Genomic DNA, 20,509 nt, shown 5'->3' on the forward strand with positions numbered 1-20,509 from the left:
GTCATGGCGGCGGCTCCTGTCTGAGTGCAGGCAGGTTGCAAGGTGCCCATCTCACGAGCTGCGACGCATGGCTTAACCATGCAGACACCGCCACGGATCGCCTGCTGGATCGCCATGCACCTTGCGGATGATGATTGCGGAATGCTATAGGTTCCATCGATATCCACTTTCCTTGCGTGAAATGCATGTTGCCCAAGATGATCGGTTGTGGGCTGGTTGCGTTGTTGGCGGTGGCGACAGGTGGGCTTCATTCCCAAAGCAAGGCAGTCACCAACAATGACATCGTGGAGATGGCCAAACTCGGGCTTGGTGATGCTGTCATCGTAAGCAAGATCAAGTCTTCTTCAGTGGATTTCGATACGGAAGCCCATGCGTTGGCACGCCTCAAGCAAGCAGGTGTTTCGGATGTTGTGCTGACCGCCATGATTGAAGCAGATGGTCAGTCCGACGCCGTTGAAGCTCATGCTGCCGATGCGCAAACTTTCATGACCATGATTCGTGGTGACAAAAACATACCGCTGACGGCAACTCCGGTTCAGTTCGAGTCCTCCAGCCGCAAGGACTGGATTCCAATGGGCAACTTCAAAGCGGAATACTTCATTTTCTTGAGTGGTCGCCATGCCGATACAAAAACGGCGGATACAAGGCCCGTGTTCATGTCGAAATTGCCGCCATCCTGAGTCAGGTTGGTGTGGCTGGGGCAGCACAAGCGCAGGGATGATCGTTTCGTGGTGTTTTCTGGCAGTCGCAGCGACCGCGAAATCCCCTTGGAATCGCAGCAAAGAGGCAGCGCATTTGAGCTTCGCCCCTCCCGTGATTTGGAGGCTGGCGAGTACGCCTTCCTCGTGATGGCTGAGTTGCCTAGCGAAGGCATGAGCGGGCTAATGCGCATCGCAAGCAGCATGGCACCGATGGTTAGCGACTCATATGACTTCGACGTGACACCGTAATAGATCAAATTTCATCTGAACTCCCTATAGGGGATCCGAGCAACGCCACCTGGCGGCGCAGGGGGATGCGGACGCTATCGATTTCTGAACTGCCTGTGCGGCAGCGAACTGAAGGCCGGCAGCATGATGGCGCAGCAGGCATTTCTGAGCTGCCTGTGCGGCAGCGAACCTGTGCCGTCGCCCAATCCGCCGTCGGGCGGTTTTCTGAGCTGCCTGTGCGGCAGCGAACACTCTTGCCAAATACGTGCCGCTGCACGTGCTTTTCTGAGCTGCCTGTGCGGCAGCGAACGTGGCGGACTGCACCACTTCGCCATGCGCCGTTTTCTGAGCTGCCTGTGCGGCAGCGAACGTGATGCGCGAAAACGAGTTCGTCACCGATCTTTTCTGAGCTGCCTGTGCGGCAGCGAACCGTGGCACATGCTCACAACGACTTACCGAGAGTTTCTGAGCTGCCTGTGCGGCAGCGAACTGTGCATCACCACTTCCCCGTCATTGCCAGACTTTCTGAGCTGCCTGTGCGGCAGCGAACAAACGCTGGTGCTGGTGAACGTCGATCTGTTCTTTCTGAGCTGCCTGTGCGGCAGCGAACGCGCTGTGCATCCGTCCATGCGTTGAACTCGTTTTCTGAGCTGCCTGTGCGGCAGCGAACTGGCTGGAATCGCTGGGCGAGTCCGCGAGCAATTTCTGAGCTGCCTGTGCGGCAGCGAACGTATCGCCGGACGGAGGTAGCCGATGAGTAACTTTCTGAGCTGCCTGTGCGGCAGCGAACAAAGGAAGCGGCCCGCCACGAGTTCAACGCATTTTCTGAGCTGCCTGTGCGGCAGCGAACTTGCTCGCGCGTGCTGCGATCCGGTGTGCCCTTTTCTGAGCTGCCTGTGCGGCAGCGAACATGCCCAGGTTCCAGCGTTTGATAGCGGCGACTTTCTGAGCTGCCTGTGCGGCAGCGAACGCCGTCATCCGTGAAACCCGCGTTTCCCTGGTTTTCTGAGCTGCCTGTGCGGCAGCGAACCGATCTTTTCGATGTTCACCAAGAATGCGAAGTTTCTGAGCTGCCTGTGCGGCAGCGAACGACAGGGGTGCGGAACTGCTCATTCGCGCGATTTTCTGAGCTGCCTGTGCGGCAGCGAACGATGTTCTGCGTCACCGTGGTCAAGCTGCGAATTTCTGAGCTGCCTGTGCGGCAGCGAACCTGCTCATTCGCGCGATGGGCGGCAAATACCTTTTCTGAGCTGCCTGTGCGGCAGCGAACTGGAGCAACTGAGGAGCCGGCGCGATGGCTGATTTCTGAGCTGCCTGTGCGGCAGCGAACGACGAGCATGGCAAGCGGAACGTGTTGACCACTTTCTGAGCTGCCTGTGCGGCAGCGAACGAGTGGTATCTGCGCGGAGCGCTGGCCGGATCTTTCTGAGCTGCCTGTGCGGCAGCGAACGCTGCGACGGTTGAGGCGGCACGCCAGCAGCATTTCTGAGCTGCCTGTGCGGCAGCGAACCCGGCTCCAGCTTCTCGATCACACCGAGCACGTTTCTGAGCTGCCTGTGCGGCAGCGAACATCTCTGCGCGTGAATGGAAGGCGCGACTGTATTTCTGAGCTGCCTGTGCGGCAGCGAACGTCAATTCCAGCTACGGCATCGTGAAGCTGACTTTCTGAGCTGCCTGTGCGGCAGCGAACTTCGCGCTGGCGCGAAAGATCGGCGGCGAGAATTTCTGAGCTGCCTGTGCGGCAGCGAACGCAGTGTTGGCGTGGATCGGCTGGCATCGGCTTTTCTGAGCTGCCTGTGCGGCAGCGAACCCGACCAACTCCTGCTGCTTTGCAATCGGGTATTTCTGAGCTGCCTGTGCGGCAGCGAACTCGCGAAGGTCACCGCGTCGGAGTCCACTATCTTTCTGAGCTGCCTGTGCGGCAGCGAACTTGCGGGTCATGTTCTGCGACACCTTCGCGATTTTCTGAGCTGCCTGTGCGGCAGCGAACGACAAGGTGCGCACCTCCAGCGTAGTTTTTCATTTCTGAGCTGCCTGTGCGGCAGCGAACGTCCGGCCAGTGCATGAGGCGGGCCGGGCATGTTTCTGAGCTGCCTGTGCGGCAGCGAACAGTCCTTGTCCACGCCGAATGCCACCGCAGACTTTCTGAGCTGCCTGTGCGGCAGCGAACTAGACGCACATGGCGTCTAGCCATTGACGATGCTAACAAAATCGCCAAATAAAAGCATGCCTCCGAATTTCCGGAGGCATCCGCAAATCATTGATTTTCAAGGAGCGCTTGGAACCCAGGAAATTTTGGGTCAGAACCAGGGAATCGTGGCAACTCCACTCAGGCCATGGCTATTGAAAGAACCAGCGGCTGGTGCCTGCATGAGAGGGCCAAGGGCGATGAACAAGCAGAACGGTTGGCCGGTACTACGGCTATGCAGGCGTACGTAGGGCAGATTGGGTCGCCTCTCCACAGCGCCTGGAATGGCTTCGATGGCCTGCTGTTCGGTCTCGCCCTTGCGCCGCATGCGCCTGCGGCGCAGGCGGTCGGCGTTTGTCTTGAACTGGCGGCGCTGCACTGTTCGATGCAGCGCTGCTGACGGCACGGGAGAAATTTCCGCCAAGCGGACATGATCACGCATTCCCTTGAGCCAATCCGTTTGCATGAATTGCCGCAGCACGCCGTCGCTGCCATGCAGGCGCAGCACATTGCCCATTGCCCGGGGACTGATGCTGTAGCCCGGAAAGCTGATGCCGATGCTGTCCAGCCGCTGCTGCACCAAGGCCAGGTGCAGGCGGTCATACAGTGCGCCCAATAGCTGCGACGCACTGGATTCCGGATCGGGAACGACGCGCAAGTCGATGTAGTGGGTGGTCATGGCATCAGCCCGCCTCGCCAAACACGCCGCCGCGGATCAGGGTGGCAATGACGAAGTGCTGCTGTTCCAGCTCCGGCACCTTGTCCTTGATGATCCAGTTGTCCAGGAGGTTGTAGAAATCCGTCTTGGCCTTGGGCTGGCGGTAAGCCTTGCCCTGCGTAGTAACCGAACCATAGGGTTCGACGGCGATGGGGCCGTTGTCCGCCGCTTCCGGATACCAGGTGTCGATGGTGCGCAGCGCATTGCCGATTTTCTGCGAATGAATCGCCGCAATGCCACCGACATCGTAAAGCGTCTTGCTTTTCTTGCTGCTGCCTTTGTCCAGAATGAGTTCTTGCGACGGAAATACTTCCTGCCCTGCACCGATACGGACATAGGCGGTCACCTGTAGAAGCACATGCGCGCTTCCCGCAAGTCCAGAGGCGATTGCATCTGCGAGTTCTGCCAGCGACTTGGCCTCCCCGGCAGAAACCGTGAGGTCATGCATGGAGTGCGTCAACGCATCGAACGTCCACTGCGATGCAGGCTTTCCATCCCTGAGGTGCGCCACGGTCACTTCCACTTGCTCGGCACCGATACGGTTGCGCCACAGGAAGCGGCCATTGGCAAGATTGGCGGCGTAGCGACGCGCCAATTCGCCAAAGCCGTTCTGCTGCACGTAGCTGTCAACCGTTGCGATCAGCTTCCGCCGATAGGCGGCGTCGTTGCAGGCAGAAGGCCGGCCTGTGCCACCAAGTACCCGCAAGGTGAACTGCACCTTCAACGTGTCTGCATCAGCAGGAAGTGCTGCAACATCGACCGTTTGCAGGTTCGGGTTCTGGATGGCGGCATCGAGCTTGGCCGGATCCTGCCCGGCGGTCTTGAGGCGGTTGGAGATGGTGCCGCGCACGGACTTCTCGCGGATGGTCACCGGTTGCCAGTTCTCCGCGTTGCCGCGATTGGCCCAGTCGCCAGCGGAAAACAGTGCATCCGAGGGATCGAGCTTGCGCTCGAAGGCGAGGACGGAAGCGGTCTTGAGGGTGTCGTTGGTCATGATGAGGTTTCCTTGTCGTCAGGGAATGAGGTGATCCAGCCCGTTGTCTTTGTCAGCTGGGCGATAGTCGTTGCGGCAGCGGTATAGCCCGTCATCGGGTTTGCTATCGGCATACCAGAGCAGTTGTTGTGGCGAACGCAGGCGATGCGGGCCGATCCATTCACCAACCGAATAGAGGCTTTCGACGAACCGGAATGGCGTTTCGGCATCGCGCGCGTTGGTAACGCTTCCTGCCGGATGCACAGGGCCAAGCGCGCCGTAGCCAACCGGAATCGGCACGATCCAGCCGCTGCCTTTCCTGCGGTCGCCTTGCCATGCGCCCTTGCCGTTATTGGCTTCTTCGTCGTAATGCCAATTGACACGCGACAGCGACAACCATGCGTCCAATCGGGAGGCGTCCGGATGAGCGGTTTGCAGTTCAGCAAGACGCCGATCAATCAGGTCGTCACGCGCCACCAATGCGGAACCAGGCAACAAGCGCACGCAGACTTCACGAAATGCCTTGCGCTGGGCCTCGTCATCGCCGGTGAAGTGTGCGACCCACGGCTGGTTGCGGCGCTGCCAGGGGTGATCCGGCATTGCGACGCTTCCGCCTGCCACGCGCATACCGGACAGCAATTGAGCAATGGCTTCCATGTCGTTTGCCTGCGCTTGCGCATCCCAATGTTCGGCATGCACGGCGAAGACCATACTCAGGTCGAGATGGATGCGTCCTTCCTCAACGATGGCCGCGGTGCTGCCGTCCTTGCCCACAGGATTGCGCGTCAGGCGAAATGCCTTGACGAAGCCACCTTCTGTCACCAGTTCCTGATACCTGTGGCTGACTGCTGCCACCGCATTGAACTCAAGCGCGATGCCGGCCTGCCGTGCCTTGCGCTCCAAGGCCCACATCAGGCCAAGGAATGCAGTCATGGATGGGAAGCCGTGAGTCAGCGGGCTCGATATCGCATTGGCATTCTGCACACGCAAATGCGGGAATAGCAGCAAGTGAGTAAAGCGCGGAAAGTTACTCATGCCACACCCCGCTGCACGCGCCGTTGCATCGGCACCGGCCATGCCACATCGAAGATCGCCTGGCGCGCCCAATGGTTACGCTCCGGAAGCGCCACGTTCACCAAACCCGCATCACGCAGGCGCGCATTGAGCCAATTGCCGAAGCGCTCTGCTACTTCGTCTGGCCAATCGCCCCATTCGCAGGCAGCGTTGAAAGCCTCGTCGTCCTGCTGCCACTCGGGATGATCCGGATCACTGCGCGGGTCAAGCTCGGCACGATCAGGGTCAAGCCAAAGCTGCTCGCAAAGTGGCAGACGGCACTGAGCGTCGCGCGTCCATCCTGCTTCATATCGGCCCCGCACGGCGACTCCGAACATCGCCATTTCCTGACCGATGGCCTGCTCGATGGTTGCGCGATGCTCACGGGTTTCCATCGTCGGAGCAGGGTCGCTTTTCAGGAAATCGATCAGCGTCCGCACCAATTCCCGCATGCCACCGAACCAGATCAACTCATCGAATGCGGATTCCAGCTTGAGCATGTTTGTCGCCCGCTGCTCCCATGCCGGTGGCGGCAGTGAAGGCAGCAGGTAGTTCACACCGCCACGTTCGCTGTTCAACTGCGAAATGTTTTGTGGCTTGGTACCGCCAAGCTTCCGAGCGACCAGATTGCGGTAGTCGCGATAGATGGCTTGGGATGGCTTTCCTTCGCGAAACGCTTGACGGGCTTCCTTGTTGGCTTCGCCAAAGCGCGCTTCCTGGATGTCGGCATGCACTGCGTGCGCGAGCGTGCTGGAGAACATTGGTTGCAGCAGGTGGTATTGCGTATCGTCCTGCGGTTCTTCGCCGACCAGCCAATAGACCTGCTTGGCCATCGGATGCGTTGCGGGGCGCTCTTCCTGCCGCACCAGCGATGCGAATGCACCCATCCATTCGCGTGCCACTTCGGCATTCGGCGTCAGCGCCGCACACAGGTCGGCATCTTCTGTCTGCATCCAGTCCAGCAAGCGTTTCCCGTCCACTTCAAGTTTGAGGAACTTGAAGACATCCAGCGCCGCCGCATTGCCCACCACGTCCTCGGCATAGTCATCACCCAGCAGATGGCTGCCGATTTCAGCGTGTTGCGGCAACTGTGCCGGAGCGACATGCAGGCTACTGCCGCGCGCGTCCGGATGGGTGGCCTTGAGTACATGCGTCACGGCCTGTATCTGCCCGACCCGGCGGGCAGCATCGGCCAGCCACGTTGCGTACTCGTATTTCGATGCCGTTGCGGCATCGTCCTCCTTGCCTTTCAGCTTGGCGTCGCGCCGGGCTTCAATGAAGGCAGTGATGGTGGTTTGAAAGCGCTTTCCCCTGTCAGTCAGTTCTGTCATTCCATTCCCCTCCAATTTCTCGTTGTTCAGTTTTACCCATGCCTCGTCTCACAGGCTGATACGCCAAGACATGACAACGTTGCAAGCAATGATTACAATGCAATCATTGCAGTCACTGCTGGAATCCCCCATGGCAACCATGACCATCCGCAACCTGGACGAGGACGTGAAGGCACGCCTGCGCGTACGTGCGGCGCAGCATGGGCGCTCGATGGAAGAGGAGGCCCGCAGCATCCTGCGCACAGCACTGTCCGAAAAGCCCAAGGCCGCCACTGCCGCATCATGGGTCGCCGACATACGGGCGCTGGTAGAACCGTTCGGCGGTATCGAACTGGAACTGCCGCCACGTGAGCCAGCGCGCGAACCCCCGGATTTCAGCGGTAGCGAGTTCGGCGAGTGATCGTCCTCGATACCAATGTCATCTCCGAGGTGTTCAAGCCCTCGCCCAATCCCGACGTCATGGCGTGGCTGCATCAACAACCGGACAACCAGACGTTCACGACCGCAATCACGCGCGGTGAGCTGCTGCTTGGCCTGAACATCATGGCGCAGGGGCGACGCAGGGAAACGTTGCTATCCGGTTTGCAACGTATCTTCGAACTGCGCTTCGTTGGTCGGGTGCTGCCATATGACGAGGCAGCCGCCGATGCCTATGCCCTGATTCTGGCCGAACGCCGCCGCATGGGGCGCCCAACCGATCAATCCGACGCCATGATTGCCGGCATCGTACGTGCACGTGGGGCAACGCTGGCAACCCGCAACGTGCGGGATTTCGAAGGCTGCGGTATCGCCTTGATTGATCCTTGGCATTGAGATGCCTCAACGCTGCCGGGTGAATCCCAGCCATGGATGCCAGCGCCAGCCTTGATCGCTGCGCGGCACTTCCAGTGCGGAGAAGGTGCGGGCCACGTCGGCCAACGGTTTGTCCAGTGACTCGGCTTGTTCGACCAGTAAGACCATCAGGTCGAAGTCACCCCATGGGGCGATGCCCGGCGCACTACCCGGCTCGATGCGATGCAACAGTTCGCGCGCTGCCACATAAAGCGTGCTTCCGCGTCGCGCCGGATCGTCTTCGACGCGATGTTCCACCAACGTTTCTTCATCATCGTCCGGCAGGAATACCAGCGTGCGATCCGGGCGATTGTCTTCACGGAAGGGTTGCTGCTGCGGCAGCACGCCGGTGAGCATGACCTTTGGGAACTGCCATGTCGGCGCTGCCAGATCGCGCTGCCACTGCCATGAAGCAGCGGAACTCCGACGTCGTGAACCCGGATTCTGGCCAGCTTCCGGCAACGCCTGCGGCAGCATTGCCGCCTCCATGCGCGCATGCTCCAGATCAATCCAGTTGTTGCGCGGCTGGCGCTCACCAGTAGGACGCGGTCGGATGCGCGGGGTGGCGTCAATCCTCTTGCGCTCGCCTTCCGGCCACAACGCATCCAGACGATGTGATGCCAGCAGGAAGCGACCATCCAGACTTTCCTTCTCGAAACCGGGGCGCACGAACACGGCTTTCTGCCCACCCGGTTCTTCCAGCGCCTTCAGGTTGGTATCAAACACCATGATGTTCGGCGACTGCGGCGGCGTGCGGCGATGGCGCTGTACACGGCCCGCAAGCTGAATCAGCGAGCGCATCGAGGATGGTTCCACTACCGCCCAGTCCGCATCCCAGTCCCTGCCGACTTCGCAGACCGGGGAAGCGAGCACGACAAACAGATGCTCGTCATCCGGATGCGCATCCAATGCGGATCGCACCGATGGATGACGCCAGACCGCCTGAGGATCGCGCCGGTTCAACACCACATCCAGCATGTGTTCGATAGCGGAGCGCTGCACCAGCGGGAAACGTGCGTGATAGACACACAGATGGATGCGCGTTCCTTGAGGCGCGCCCAACGCATGCAGTCCGCGCGCCACGTCGAAGATCGCATCGATGTTCGCCATGCGCACGATGCCGAAGCTGGCGCGGCTGCCGCCAACGGGATCGACTTCGGCATGGGACGCATGCAGGTGCAGGCAGGCTTCATGGATGTGCCGCGCAAACTCGGAGCGGATGCGCTCACGTTGTTGCGTGCCGATGCGCAGCGGTTGCAGCTCGACCCGTCGCAGCGGCGTGGCCTGCTCCAGCTTTGTCACGCGCTTCTCGACGAAGCGTCGATGTCCCTCGGCGAATGCAGCTTCATCACCACAGGCCTGCACCTGCACGCCGAACTCGTCCGCCCACAGGCACGGCACTTCGACAGGCGCATCGGCTCGCCCGCCATCCTGTCCACGATTGCGCCGATACAACCGGCGACCTGCCCGATACGCTTGATACATGCCCTCCACCAACGCGGGCGGCAAGGTGGCCGAGGACAGCACCACGCGCGTACCCAGCATGCCCGCCCAATGCACCAATCGGGTCAGTGCCGGCAGGTCATCAAGATCGTAATCGTCCAGCTCATCCAGCACCAAATCGCTGCTCATGAGCCGCAGCATCGGGGCGATCTGACGGCCCGCGCGCAGGGCTTCGGTAGCCGGCGCCACATGATCCACCGTGCAGACCAGCATCGGTGCGGACAACAGCTTGCGGATGTCGGCATCGGCAAGCGCGCGTGACAGCAGCGGATGATCGGCGGTGTTGCCCTCATAGAAGACGTGGCTGTCCTCCTCGATCAGCGATTGCACGGAAGCCGAACCGCCGGTTTCTGCCTTTTGCTCGTAGAACTCGAACAGGGCGCGATTGGCCGAGCCGCCAACCTGCACCGCCAGTTCGTCATCGCCCAGATGCAGATCGTGACGATAACTGCGCCCGGTTTGCAGGGTGAGCGCCCGCAGGCCCAGCGCATAGCTGGCGCGCAACCCCTGTTGTGGATCAGCCAGCGCATACAGGATGCGCGCATTCGCCAGCGTCTTGCCGCAGCCGGTGGAGGCCATGTTGATGATGAAAGCACCGTGTTCGGCAGCCGTCTCACGCATGCCAACCGCTGCGTCGAATGCCCTGTCTTGCCATGAAAAGCGCGCATCGGCGCTGCGCTTTCGCAAACCACGGTGATTCACCAGCCGTGGAAGATGTCGTTCGAAGCCGGGCAAGGCATGCGCCACCTGGCCGGCACCGTGGCCCACACCGAGCAGGTGTTCCAGCAGTGATTGGTTGGGAACGGAGGCCGTCGCACCGCACGGCTTGCGGGTGTTGGCGTACAGCGTCTGGTGGTCACGCACGAAGGCGCGCCGTGCCTCGACGGGCTTGCCATCGCGATCAACGCCAAGGCGAGAGTAGTCGTGTTCGGCCAGCATCAGGCACAGCCGGGCCAGGTGCATGACGTAGCCATTGCCCAGCCATGCCGCGCTGTCCTTGCGCGTGCGGTTGCGTTCCTGCAACTGCCTGGCAATGCGTGCGGCATGTTTGCGCCATGTCGCATCGGTGACGGGCAGGTGCGCCGCTGGCGTCCAGTACGGTTCGATTTCCGCGCGGGTGGACGGGGTTTCGAGTTCGTTCCAATCGTGGGAAACGTGATCCAGCGGGGTGCGCAGCCAATCGTGATTGAAGCGGTCCACGCGCTTTCCCCACCAGACTTTCTCCTCCTTCGTCGCATCGGGCGGCGCAACCGGAAGCCGGTGATGGCTGACGATCAACCAGCCGATGGCTGCAGCCAGCGGTGGCAATTTCTGGAATGGATATCTGTCGCTGGCATCGATGCCATCGCGCTGGTAACGGCCTTCGGCTATCCACTGCGATTCATCGAAGCCCTCGGCATCGGTCATGCGCCGCAGCCAGCCTTCGTCATCGTCGCTGCCGACAAAGGCCTGAAACAGACGCAGCGACACCCATTCGTGTCGGTAAAGGTTGCGCTCACTGCGCTTGCCCACCAATCGCTGCTGAAAAGCCACGGTGGCCTTGCCAAGATCGTGCAGCAGCGCGGCCAACTGCGCGAGCAGACGAATATCCTGCGCTGTGTGCCAATCGTTCTCGTCCTGCCTGCGCAGCACATTGCGTGCCGTGGTATTGGTCGGCACTGCACCTTCCGGATTGAAGCGACGCGCATCACCCACGATCCACAATAGTTCGGAATGGTCGCGACCACGTATCCAGTGGCATGCCACGGACGTGTTCTTTCGCGCGGTCTTGCGCAGCAATTTGCGCAATGTGTCGAGGCCGGCTTCGGTGATGGGCGTCTGCCAAGTGCGGTCGCCACGGCGTTCCGCGAACTGGTCAAGGATGCGCCGGGTTTCCGTCAAAGCACGCTTGTCGCATTGGCTGATCAGCAGGATATTCATCCCGGCACCTTGGCAGCGGTGTCGCTGGCGATGATTTTGAGGCTGTCGATCATGAAATCCAGCGACTCGCTTCGCGTCAGCGCCTCAATGCAATTCCTGCGAAAGCCCTGCTCGTCATCGCCACGCATTGCAGACAGGAAAGCCTGCGGCAGGATCGTTGCATCCTTCACTAGGTCGGCAACATCGAATACCAGCCCGCCGCGCCGGGTCTTGCCATGCAGCACGGCAAGACCATGCGGCAAACCAAGCACCCATGTGGCCGTTGCGCCAAGGCCGTAGGCAAGATAGTTGCCGTGATCGAGAAAGCGATTGGCCGGATCGCTGCCCGTGCCGCGCTTGGCGCGGGTGAACTCGCCATAGCCAACAGCATCCACTGCCAGCTTGAACAGTGCCTTGGTCAGACGCGCTTCTTCGGTAAGCAGGGTGGCAGTGTCCTGCGCCAGTTCGATGTTCCGGCTGGAGCGCTGTACCAATTCTTCCAGTCGATTTTGAGGCACGCCAAAACCGGCTTCGCGCAGTGATCGCTGTTGCCATTGCTGCAACAAGCGCTGCAAACGCAGTTGCTGGAACTGCTTGGCAGCCAGCAGGCGCAGGTCATCGTCAAACCAGAACTTCACCCAGGCTTGCAGGTATTCGGTGGGTCGGTATTCGCTCTGCGGCGCGAACCATGCAACCTCGATATCCACTTCATTGGCACAGAACAGCGGCGTACCGCCGCCACCGCAGAAGCCCACCAGTACACCGGCCTTTGCCAATTCGCGCATCGCCGCTTGCGTGATCGACGTACCCGTGCCGAGCAGGATCGTCGTGGTATTGGCAATCGGGATGTTCCAGTACAGCGACTGCTTGCCGGCGTCGGTGACATATTCGACGCGACCGCCATTCACCAGCACCCGGCAATGTTGCAGGTAATAGATGTTGGCCCGCTTCGAATGCAGGATGGTCTTGAGGTCACTCGGCGAAATGTCGTCCATCGGCGTCCCCTCCCCTGACTGTTCCAGTCTGCATGATCCGGTCGCATGACGTGCGACAAACAAAAACCCCCGCCTCGCGGCGGGGGTTTTCTTGTTGCGGAATGAGGAGCCCCTCACCCGCCTTCGGCACCCTCTCCCGCAAGCGGGAGAGGGAAAGGGGCAATGGATCAGAAATCCATCCCACCCATGCCGCCCATGCCACCTGCGCCCGGCATTGCCGGTTCGTCCTTCTTCGGGGCCTCGGTCACCATCGCTTCGGTGGTGATCATCAGGCCGGCGATGGAGGAGGCGTTCTGCAGCGCGGTGCGGGTGACCTTGGTCGGGTCGAGGATGCCGAACTCCAGCATGTCGCCGTATTCGCCGGTGGCGGCGTTGTAGCCGAACGCGCCGCTGCCTTCGGCCACGCGGTTCAGCACCACCGACGGCTCTTCACCGGCGTTGGTGACGATCTCGCGCAGCGGGGCTTCCATCGCGCGCAGGGCAATCTGGATGCCGTGGTTCTGGTCTTCGTTGGCACCCTTGAGACCGGCAATCGCGGCCTTGGCGCGGATCAGGGCGACACCACCACCGGGGACGATGCCTTCTTCAACGGCAGCGCGGGTGGCGTGCAGGGCGTCTTCGACGCGCGCCTTCTTTTCCTTCATCTCGACTTCGGTCGCGGCACCCACCTTGATGACGGCCACGCCGCCGGCCAGCTTGGCAACGCGCTCCTGCAGCTTCTCGCGGTCGTAGTCGGAGGAGGTTTCCTCGATCTGCGCCTTGATCTGCTTGATGCGGGCCTGGATGCCTTCGGCATCGCCGGCACCGTCGATGATGGTGGTGTTTTCCTTGCTGACCTGCACCTTCTTGGCGCGGCCCAGGTCCTTGATGGTGGCCTTCTCCAGCGACAGGCCCACTTCCTCGGAGATCACGGTGCCGCCGGTCAGGATGGCCATGTCTTCCAGCATCGCCTTGCGACGGTCGCCGAAGCCCGGTGCCTTCACCGCGCAGACCTTGACGATGCCACGGATGGTGTTGACCACCAGCGTCGCCAGCGCTTCGCCTTCGACCTCTTCCGCCACGATCAGCAGCGGCTTGCCGGCCTTGGCCACGCCTTCCAGCACGGGCAGCAGGTCACGCACGTTGGAGATCTTCTTGTCGTGCAGCAGGATGAAGGGATCATCCAGCTCGGCCTGCATCGACTGCTGGTTGTTGATGAAGTACGGCGACAGGTAGCCGCGGTCGAACTGCATGCCTTCGACCACGTCCAGCTCGTTCTCCAGGCCCGAACCGTCTTCGACGGTGATCACGCCTTCCTTGCCGACCTTGTCCATCGCCTGCGCGATCAGGTCACCGATGTTGTGGTCGCTGTTGGCGGAGATGGCACCGACCTGCGCGATTTCCTTGCTGGTGGACGAAGGCTTGGACAGCTTCTTCAGCTCGCCCACGGCCTCGGTCACGGCCTTGTCGATGCCGCGCTTCAGGTCCATCGGGTTCATGCCGGCGGCAACCGCCTTCATGCCTTCGCGGATGAAGGCCTGCGCCAGCACGGTGGCGGTGGTGGTGCCGTCACCGGCGTTGTCGGAGGTCTTGGACGCGACTTCCTTCACCATCTGCGCGCCCATGTTCTCGAACTTGTCGGCAAGCTCGATTTCCTTGGCGACGGAGACGCCGTCCTTGGTGATGGTGGGAGCGCCGAAGCTCTTGTCGAGCACGACGTTGCGGCCCTTCGGGCCGAGGGTGGCCTTGACGGCATTGGCGAGCACGTTGACGCCGCGCACCATGCGCGAACGGGCGTCTTCGCCGAAACGGATATCCTTGGCAGCCATTGCGAATTACCTCGAATGAATTGATTCGTTTGTTGTTCGTCACCCCGGCGAAGGCCGGGATCCAGCTTTTCAATCGACTCGATCAAGAGCTGGATTCCGGCTTGCGCCGGAATGACGGCATTGAAAGTCGGACAGGGGCAGCGAAGCGCGATCAGCCGAGGATCGCGAACAGGTCGTCTTCCTTCACCACCAGCAGTTCGTCGCCGTCCAGCTTCACTTCCGTGCCGCTGTACTTGCCGAACAGCACCTTGTCGCCCACTTTCACCTGCGGCGCGCGCACCTGCCCGTTGTCCAGCACCTTGCCGGTGCCCACGGCGATGACTTCACCCTTGATCGGCTTCTCGGTGGCGCTGTCGGGGATGACGATGCCGCCCGCGGACAGCTTTTCTTCTTCCATGCGCTTGATGACCACGCGGTCGTACAGCGGCTTGATATTGGACATGTGCAACCTCTGCAAATGGTTGATTGGAGTGGAAAAACCCGGTGATTTTAGCAGTCGCGGAGGACGACTGCTAACACCCGGGACAAAAAAGTCCCGCGTCCGGGATGCCGCTGAGATGGGGTGGGCGAATCTGCTTTCAAGGGGGGCCGGAGCTGGCGGCGGTCGAGATTGCCAATGGCCTGCCGGCCTATCTGCGCTGAGTGGTTGGCGAAGCGTAATTATAAACCCATAATGGGTAATATTAGGCAACGCGAAAGTTGAAATTAAACAATCAGACAGTCCCTCAAAATACCCACAGAAGGTATTTTGATGTGCGCACACATAATCAGATGATTAGCCCCTCGCGCGCGCAACCTTGCAGCAAAGTTTTGAGTCTCAAAACCCGCCCCACCACGTGCTAATACAAAGGCATGGGACGGGACCGTAATCACCCGATTACCACGCCTCCATGTGCGCGTTTATGCGGAAACCACACGACTATCAAACCGTCTTCATAAATACCCTTATTGGGTAATAATGATTCGCTCAACCCGTTAGCCATCAGCACTCATTAAATCCCCTTTTCGGGTATCATCCCCCCCCATGCCCCGCCCTGCCTCCCCAGCCAGCCTCGCTGACGCACTGTTCAGCACCACCAAGCAGCGGGTGCTGAGCTTGCTGTATGGCCAGCCCAAGCGCCGGTTCACCGTCACGGAACTGCTAACGGAAGCACAGGGCGGGGCAGGCGCGGTGCAACGCGAAATCGACCGCCTGGAGCAGGCAGGACTCGTCAGCAGCGAACGGGACGGTCGTCAGCGCTGGATACAAGCCAACCGCGCTTCGCCGATCTACACGGAATTGTCGCGAATCGTGCAGAAGCTCCTGCTGCATGGCCCTATGCTGACCGAAGCACTGAAACCCCTACGCAACAGGATCGACTACGCATTCATTTATGGCTCGGTGGCCAAGCGTAGCGACCACGCAGCCAGTGACATCGACCTCATGGTCGTCGGCGAACAGATCGGGCAAGGGGACATCTATGCTGTCATTGCTCCGGTCGAAACCCGGCTGGGCCGACCGGTCAAGCCCACCATTTATACGCTCGACGAACTACGGCAGCGCTTCACCGCAGGACAATCCTTCATCAGGCGAGTAGTCGAACAACCCAAGGAGTTCCTGATCGGCTCTGAGGCAGAGTTCCTACGGGCGCTGGAGTCCACACACACAGGACAAGGAACATGAGTCTGGAAAATCTGGTCAGGATCGGCAGCATCAAGTCCGAGCCATTCGATGCCGGTGAATTTCAGGGCTTGGTAACTGCAGGGATCAATCGCCTGAAGGACGCAGAGAACACCACGTTGTCGCCTGAAAGCCGTTTCACGCTGGCCTACGATGCTTCGCATTCCTTCAGCCTTGCCGCTTTGCGTCGCACTGGATATCGCCCCGCCAATAATCGCTACATCGTGTTCCAGTGCCTGCAAAACACGCTGGGATTGGGGCCGGAAGTGTGGCGAGTACTGAATGACGGCCACCGCCGTCGCAACGCCGCCGAATACGAAGGTGACTGGGAAGCTTCCGAAAGCGTGGTGAAGGATCTTGTGATGGCGACAAAAAGCGTACTTGCGGCACTGGAAGCATTGCCACCACCCGAGGGCAGTTGAGCCATGCGCATCCACTCCGCACTGCATGCAGGTCTGGCGCAGTTGCTCCTGCTCGCCTGCACATGGCTGGCCCTCCCGGCGACTGCTGCGGACATCGACCTGCCACCGGTCGATGAAGTGTTCGTGCTGTCCGCGCAGGCTACCGCGCGCGACCGCATCGAGGTGCGCTGGCAGATTGCAGATGGCTACTACCTGTATCGGCATCGCACTTCGGTGACGGCGGATGCGGCGTTCCCCGGCGCAAAGCTCGCGCTGCCGGATGGGGAGAAGCATCACGATGAGTTCTTCGGCGACGTGCAGACCTATCGCCAACAGTTGATTGGCGTGCTGACCGGCACGCCCGGCGATGCCGCCACGATCACCACGTTGAAGGTGAAGTATCAGGGCTGCGCCGATGCCGGCATCTGCTATCCGCCGCAGACGCGCACGCTGAAGGTGACGCTGCCGCAGCCGTCCAGCGATGGCGATTTCGGGCTGGGCAAGCCGCAAGGTGGCGGGCTGTTTGGCTTCGGCGGCAATGCCGGCGCGGTGGATGCCATGCCATTGCCCGAGGCACAGGCGTTCACCACCGAAGTGATTGCCGATGGCGGCAACGCCCTGCTGCTGCGGCTGACCCCGGCGCGCGGCTATTACCTGTATCGCGACAAGCTTTCAGTGACGCTGGACGCAGGCAAGGGCTTGTCGGTCGCGTTGCCGCCGGCATCGAAATTGCCGAAGGCGAAGCCGCATCGCGATGCACATTTCGGCGACGTGGCGGTGTATTTCGATCAGGTCGAAATCAGCTTGCCGGTAACACGCACCGACACGCGCGCGGCGCGCGGCGCGCTGGTGCTGGGCATGCAGGGCTGCCAGACCGACGGCATCTGCTATCCGCCGATGACGCGGCGGCTGGCGGTGTCGCTGCCGGCGGGCAACATCAGTCCCTCTCCCCCGCCTGCGGCGGAGAGGGTGCCGCAGGCGGGTGAGGGGGAAAGCGCGCCGCCGAACGCCCCCCTCACCCCAAGCCTCTCCCCCGTGAACGGGGGAGAGAGGGTTGAAGCTTCGATCGACACCGCTCGCGAAGCCCCGCCCTCGCAAAAAACACCCGGCCTGCTGCTGTCCCTGCTGTTTGCCCTGCTCGGCGGGTTGGTGCTGAACCTGATGCCCTGCGTGCTGCCGGTGCTGTCGCTGAAGGCGCTGTCGCTGGCGCAAAGCGGCGAGAGCCGCGAACGCGCGCGCCGGCACGCACTGGCATATACCGCAGGCGTGCTGCTCAGCTTCCTTGCGCTGGGCGGGCTGGCGCTGGCGCTGCGCAAGGCCGGACTGGCGCTGGGCTGGGGCTTCCAGTTGCAGCAGCCACTGGTGGTAGCGGTGCTGGCGCTGGTGATTTTCGGATTGGGCCTGAGCCTGTCCGGCTTGTGGTACGCGAGCGTCGGCATCGGCCAACGCGGCTCCGCACTGATGCAGCGGGGCGGCATCAGCGGCGATTTCGCCACCGGCGTACTGGCGGTGGTGTTGGCGACGCCTTGCATCGCGCCACTGGTAGGCACGGCACTGACCTATGCCTTCACCGGGCCGATGCCGGGCGGGCTGCTGGTATTCCTGATGCTGGGATTCGGGCTGGCACTGCCGTTCCTGTTGATCGGCTTCGTGCCTGCGTTCGCGCGCCTGCTGCCGAAGCCGGGCGCGTGGATGGAAACGCTGAAGCAGCTTCTGGCCTTCCCGCTGTATCTCACCGCCGCGTGGCTGCTGTTCGTGCTGGCCTCGCTGCGCGGGGCGGAAGCGGTGTGGCAGTGGGCGCTGGCCGCGGTGCTGCTGGCACTGGCAGCATGGGCATGGATGCGGGCACGCAGCGGAATGCGCGGCTGGCGTGTGGTGGCGCTGCTGGCCCTGCTCGCCATCGCCTGGCCGCTGCTGCGGCTGCACCAGTTGCAGAGGCCAGAAACGGCGGCATCGACCCGTCATTCCGGCATCGCCTCGGTCGCATTCTCGGAGCAAGCACTGGCCGAGCTGCGCGCGCAGGGCCGCGTGGTCTTCATCAACATGACCGCCGAGTGGTGTGTCAGTTGCAAGGTCAATGAAAAGGCGGTGTTCGCCCGCGACAGCTTCCGCGAAGCACTTCAGTCTGCCAACGCTATCTATATGGTCGGTGATTACACCAACGTCGATCCCGCCATCACTGCCTACCTGCAACGCCACGGCGCGGTGGGCGTGCCGCTGTACGTGGTGTATCCGCGCGGCGGTGGCGAGGGCGAAATCCTGCCGGTGCTGCTGACCCCGGCCATCGCCGCAGATGCGCTGGCGCGGGCGGCGCGCTGATGCCGTCCAACCGCACCGTGTTGCTGGTCGCACTCATCGCCGCGATGGCCGGCGGCGCAGCCAGCCTGTTCTTCGAGCCGCGCATCGCCCAAAAACTGGTCGCCACCGAAACCAGCCAGCAGGCGCTGGACGCGGCCCTGAAAGCCCGTGCCGGCAAGCCACCTGCCGGGGTGATCGTCGCCGAAAAGGGCGACATCGTGCCGACAATGACGCTGATGAGCAGCGATGGCACGCCTGTCGAACTTCCCGCAGCGTGGGCCGGACGCACCACGCTGGTCAACCTGTGGGCGAGCTGGTGCGCGCCCTGCCTGAAGGAAATGCCGGAACTGGATGCCTTTGCGCGCGGGCAGGCGCCGGATGGCGTGCACGTGACCGGCATCGCGCTGGACGATGCCGCCGCCGTGCGCGCGTTCCTGCGTGATCGCGGCATCGCCTATCCCTCGCTGGTGGATGCGCCCGGCCCGGCCGATGCCGGCGTGCGGCTGGGCAATCCGGCGGGCGTGCTGCCGTACTCAGTGCTGGTGTCGCCCAAGGGCCGCATCCTGACAACCCGGATCGGGCCGTTTGCGGACAAGGCCGATATTGCTGCCTGGACGCAGATGTAGGGGCAAGCCCCGTGGTTGCCCTGCTCTTTTGACCCGCATGCGGAACAGGGCAGGCACGGAGCAGACGCAACAGGGCAGGCACGGGGGCCTGCCCCTACACACACCCGCCGGCTTTAGAGCCCTCACTCAAACGCGCACTTAAAAATCCGTTATCCGGCTAAAGTTCGTCGAACTGGACAGCATCGCCCGCCTGCGCGACACTGCGCACCCGCTTCGATGGCATTGTCGATGGCCCGGCTTCTCGTCCTGCACGGCCCCAACCTCAACCTGCTCGGTACCCGCGAGCCGGAGGTCTATGGCCGCACGACGCTGGCCGACATCGACGCCGACCTGAGCGCCCGCGCGCAGGCTGCAGGCCATGCGCTGGAAAGCTTTCAGTCGAATGCCGAGCACGAGCTGGTGAACCGGGTGCAGGCCGCGCGCGCTGACGGTACTGCCTTCATCCTCATCAATCCCGCTGCGTTCACCCATACATCGGTCGCCCTGCGCGATGCGCTGGCGGCGGTCGCCATCCCCTTCATCGAAATCCACCTGTCCAACCCGCACACCCGCGAACCCTTCCGCCAGCACAGCTATTTCAGCGACAAGGCGGTCGGCGTGGTCTGCGGGTTTGGCGCGGATTCCTATCGCTACGCCCTCGACGCCGCGCTGGCGCGGCTCGTGGGATAACCCCCTCACCCACCTTCGGCACCCTCTCCCCGCAAGCGGGGAGAGGGAAAGACACAAGGAAGCCACGATGGACCTGCGCAAGATCAAGAAACTCATCGACCTGCTGGAAGAGTCGAACCTCGCCGAAATCGAGATCAAGGAAGGCGAGGAATCCGTGCGCCTTGCGCGCGTGCCCAAGGGTGGCCTTGTGCAGGCTGCCGCGCCGGCGGTGCAGCACGTCGCCGCGCCTGCCGCGCCCGCCCCGGCCATGCCGATGCAATCACCGGTCGATGCCGCCACCGGTGGCAGCCCCAAGCCCAAGGACGACCTGCCCGCCGGGCATGTGGTGCGCGCACCGATGGTCGGCACCTTCTATGCATCGCCCTCGCCGGACAAGCCGGCCTTCGTCAGCGTGGGCCAGGCGGTCAAGGCCGGCGAGACGCTGGGCATCATCGAGGCGATGAAGATGTTCAACCCGATCGAGGCCGATGTCTCCGGCACCGTGCTGGCGATCCAGTGCGAAAGCGGCCAGCCGGTCGAGTTCGACCAGCCTCTGTTTGTCATCGGCTGGTCGAACTCGACCGGCTGGCCGCTTTCGCACTGGATCGCCAGCACGGTGCCGGAGACATCGGCCTCGATCGGGTTGAA

The 20,509-nt window shown here is 62.0% G+C and carries 16 protein-coding genes, 2 pseudogenes and 1 CRISPR repeat array; of the genes and pseudogenes, 9 read left to right on the top strand and 9 right to left on the bottom strand.

What is annotated here, in order from left to right; all coding sequences use genetic code 11:
• The first annotated feature begins 185 nt into the window (after positions 1 to 185).
• Entirely contained in the window at positions 186 to 680 is a 495-nt protein-coding gene (locus QM612_RS04385) for a hypothetical protein (RefSeq protein ID WP_415252677.1), read from the top strand.
• Between the two features lie 351 nt (positions 681 to 1,031).
• A CRISPR array of direct repeats spans positions 1,032 to 3,099; the repeat unit is 28 nt; unit sequence TTTCTGAGCTGCCTGTGCGGCAGCGAAC.
• A 130-nt stretch (positions 3,100 to 3,229) separates the two neighbouring features.
• Here QM612_RS04385 and cas6f read toward each other — a convergent pair.
• Genes cas6f through csy1 form a run of 4 tightly spaced genes read right to left on the bottom strand, consistent with a single transcriptional unit; the run spans position 3,230 to position 7,192 of the window.
• Positions 3,230 to 3,796, bottom strand: coding sequence for a type I-F CRISPR-associated endoribonuclease Cas6/Csy4 (gene cas6f, locus QM612_RS04390; protein ID WP_415252678.1), 567 nt, complete (start codon positions 3,794 to 3,796; stop codon positions 3,230 to 3,232).
• A 4-nt stretch (positions 3,797 to 3,800) separates the two neighbouring features.
• Positions 3,801 to 4,829, bottom strand: a complete 1,029-nt coding sequence (gene csy3, locus QM612_RS04395) for a type I-F CRISPR-associated protein Csy3 (RefSeq protein ID WP_415252679.1) — start codon at positions 4,827 to 4,829, stop codon at positions 3,801 to 3,803.
• An 18-nt stretch (positions 4,830 to 4,847) separates the two neighbouring features.
• Positions 4,848 to 5,843 (bottom strand): type I-F CRISPR-associated protein Csy2, encoded by a 996-nt coding sequence (gene csy2, locus QM612_RS04400; protein ID WP_415252680.1) that lies wholly within the window; start codon positions 5,841 to 5,843, stop codon positions 4,848 to 4,850.
• Positions 5,840 to 7,192, bottom strand: a complete 1,353-nt coding sequence (csy1, locus tag QM612_RS04405; RefSeq protein ID WP_415252681.1) for a type I-F CRISPR-associated protein Csy1 — start codon at positions 7,190 to 7,192, stop codon at positions 5,840 to 5,842. Before csy1 ends, csy2 begins: the two co-directional genes overlap by 4 nt.
• Positions 7,193 to 7,322: 130 nt before the next feature.
• Here csy1 and QM612_RS04410 point away from each other — a divergent pair, with 130 nt between their 5' ends.
• Positions 7,323 to 7,592, top strand: coding sequence for a FitA-like ribbon-helix-helix domain-containing protein (locus tag QM612_RS04410; RefSeq protein ID WP_415252682.1), 270 nt, complete (start codon positions 7,323 to 7,325; stop codon positions 7,590 to 7,592).
• Positions 7,589 to 8,005, top strand: coding sequence for a type II toxin-antitoxin system VapC family toxin (locus QM612_RS04415; protein WP_415252683.1), 417 nt, complete (start codon positions 7,589 to 7,591; stop codon positions 8,003 to 8,005). Before QM612_RS04410 ends, QM612_RS04415 begins: the two co-directional genes overlap by 4 nt.
• A gap of 6 nt (positions 8,006 to 8,011) precedes the next feature.
• On the opposite strand, the gene cas3f is transcribed toward QM612_RS04415, so the two are convergent.
• The 4 genes from cas3f to groES form a co-directional block, all read right to left on the bottom strand.
• A complete protein-coding gene (gene cas3f / locus QM612_RS04420) occupies positions 8,012 to 11,446 on the bottom strand; it encodes a type I-F CRISPR-associated helicase Cas3f (RefSeq protein ID WP_415252684.1) in 3,435 nt (1,144 codons plus the stop codon).
• On the bottom strand, positions 11,443 to 12,420 hold the full coding sequence (cas1f, locus tag QM612_RS04425) for a type I-F CRISPR-associated endonuclease Cas1f (protein ID WP_415252685.1): 978 nt from the start codon (positions 12,418 to 12,420) through the stop codon (positions 11,443 to 11,445). The genes cas3f and cas1f overlap by 4 nt, the downstream gene beginning before the upstream one ends.
• A 167-nt stretch (positions 12,421 to 12,587) precedes the next feature.
• The gene (gene groL, locus QM612_RS04430; RefSeq protein ID WP_415252686.1) at positions 12,588 to 14,228 is read right to left on the bottom strand and encodes a chaperonin GroEL; all 1,641 of its coding nucleotides are present in this window, start codon (positions 14,226 to 14,228) and stop codon (positions 12,588 to 12,590) included.
• A 151-nt stretch (positions 14,229 to 14,379) separates the two neighbouring features.
• Positions 14,380 to 14,670 (bottom strand): co-chaperone GroES, encoded by a 291-nt coding sequence (gene groES, locus QM612_RS04435; protein ID WP_415252687.1) that lies wholly within the window; start codon positions 14,668 to 14,670, stop codon positions 14,380 to 14,382.
• 582 nt (positions 14,671 to 15,252) lie between these two features.
• Between groES and QM612_RS04440 the strand changes: the two genes are divergently transcribed.
• The 6 genes and pseudogenes from QM612_RS04440 to accB form a co-directional block, all read left to right on the top strand.
• Positions 15,253 to 15,891, top strand: coding sequence for a transcriptional regulator (locus QM612_RS04440; protein ID WP_415252688.1), 639 nt, complete (start codon positions 15,253 to 15,255; stop codon positions 15,889 to 15,891).
• On the top strand, positions 15,888 to 16,310 hold the full coding sequence (locus QM612_RS04445; RefSeq protein WP_415252689.1) for a hypothetical protein: 423 nt from the start codon (positions 15,888 to 15,890) through the stop codon (positions 16,308 to 16,310). Before QM612_RS04440 ends, QM612_RS04445 begins: the two co-directional genes overlap by 4 nt.
• A 3-nt stretch (positions 16,311 to 16,313) precedes the next feature.
• Positions 16,314 to 18,608, top strand: coding sequence for a protein-disulfide reductase DsbD family protein (locus tag QM612_RS04450; protein WP_415252690.1), 2,295 nt, complete (start codon positions 16,314 to 16,316; stop codon positions 18,606 to 18,608).
• A complete protein-coding gene (locus QM612_RS04455; protein ID WP_415252691.1) occupies positions 18,608 to 19,213 on the top strand; it encodes a TlpA disulfide reductase family protein in 606 nt (201 codons plus the stop codon). The genes QM612_RS04450 and QM612_RS04455 overlap by 1 nt, the downstream gene beginning before the upstream one ends.
• 228 nt (positions 19,214 to 19,441) lie before the next feature.
• Positions 19,442 to 19,882, top strand: a complete 441-nt coding sequence (gene aroQ, locus QM612_RS04460; protein ID WP_415252692.1) for a type II 3-dehydroquinate dehydratase — start codon at positions 19,442 to 19,444, stop codon at positions 19,880 to 19,882.
• A 67-nt stretch (positions 19,883 to 19,949) separates the two neighbouring features.
• Positions 19,950 to 20,429: pseudogene (gene accB / locus QM612_RS04465) on the top strand (acetyl-CoA carboxylase biotin carboxyl carrier protein); the annotation flags it as partial.
• On the opposite strand, the pseudogene QM612_RS04470 reads toward accB, so the two are convergent.
• Positions 20,423 to 20,509: pseudogene (locus QM612_RS04470) on the bottom strand (acetyl-CoA carboxylase biotin carboxyl carrier protein); the annotation flags it as partial. The pseudogenes accB and QM612_RS04470 overlap by 7 nt on opposite strands.

The sequence above is a fragment of the Thermomonas sp. genome (assembly GCF_047606765.1).
Lineage (GTDB): Bacteria > Pseudomonadota > Gammaproteobacteria > Xanthomonadales > Xanthomonadaceae > Thermomonas.

Excerpts from the sequence above, each read along its gene's own strand:
- QM612_RS04385 (WP_415252677.1), top strand. The coding sequence starts at position 186 with ATGTTGCCCAAGATGATCGGTTGTGGGCTGGTTGCGTTGTTGGCGGTG.
- cas6f (WP_415252678.1), bottom strand. The coding sequence starts at position 3,796 with ATGACCACCCACTACATCGACTTGCGCGTCGTTCCCGATCCGGAATCC.
- csy3 (WP_415252679.1), bottom strand. The coding sequence starts at position 4,829 with ATGACCAACGACACCCTCAAGACCGCTTCCGTCCTCGCCTTCGAGCGC.
- csy2 (WP_415252680.1), bottom strand. The coding sequence starts at position 5,843 with ATGAGTAACTTTCCGCGCTTTACTCACTTGCTGCTATTCCCGCATTTG.
- csy1 (WP_415252681.1), bottom strand. The coding sequence starts at position 7,192 with ATGACAGAACTGACTGACAGGGGAAAGCGCTTTCAAACCACCATCACT.
- QM612_RS04410 (WP_415252682.1), top strand. The coding sequence starts at position 7,323 with ATGGCAACCATGACCATCCGCAACCTGGACGAGGACGTGAAGGCACGC.
- cas3f (WP_415252684.1), bottom strand. The coding sequence starts at position 11,446 with ATGAATATCCTGCTGATCAGCCAATGCGACAAGCGTGCTTTGACGGAA.
- cas1f (WP_415252685.1), bottom strand. The coding sequence starts at position 12,420 with ATGGACGACATTTCGCCGAGTGACCTCAAGACCATCCTGCATTCGAAG.
- groL (WP_415252686.1), bottom strand. The coding sequence starts at position 14,228 with ATGGCTGCCAAGGATATCCGTTTCGGCGAAGACGCCCGTTCGCGCATG.
- groES (WP_415252687.1), bottom strand. The coding sequence starts at position 14,670 with ATGTCCAATATCAAGCCGCTGTACGACCGCGTGGTCATCAAGCGCATG.
- QM612_RS04440 (WP_415252688.1), top strand. The coding sequence starts at position 15,253 with ATGCCCCGCCCTGCCTCCCCAGCCAGCCTCGCTGACGCACTGTTCAGC.
- QM612_RS04445 (WP_415252689.1), top strand. The coding sequence starts at position 15,888 with ATGAGTCTGGAAAATCTGGTCAGGATCGGCAGCATCAAGTCCGAGCCA.
- QM612_RS04450 (WP_415252690.1), top strand. The coding sequence starts at position 16,314 with ATGCGCATCCACTCCGCACTGCATGCAGGTCTGGCGCAGTTGCTCCTG.
- QM612_RS04455 (WP_415252691.1), top strand. The coding sequence starts at position 18,608 with ATGCCGTCCAACCGCACCGTGTTGCTGGTCGCACTCATCGCCGCGATG.
- aroQ (WP_415252692.1), top strand. The coding sequence starts at position 19,442 with ATGGCCCGGCTTCTCGTCCTGCACGGCCCCAACCTCAACCTGCTCGGT.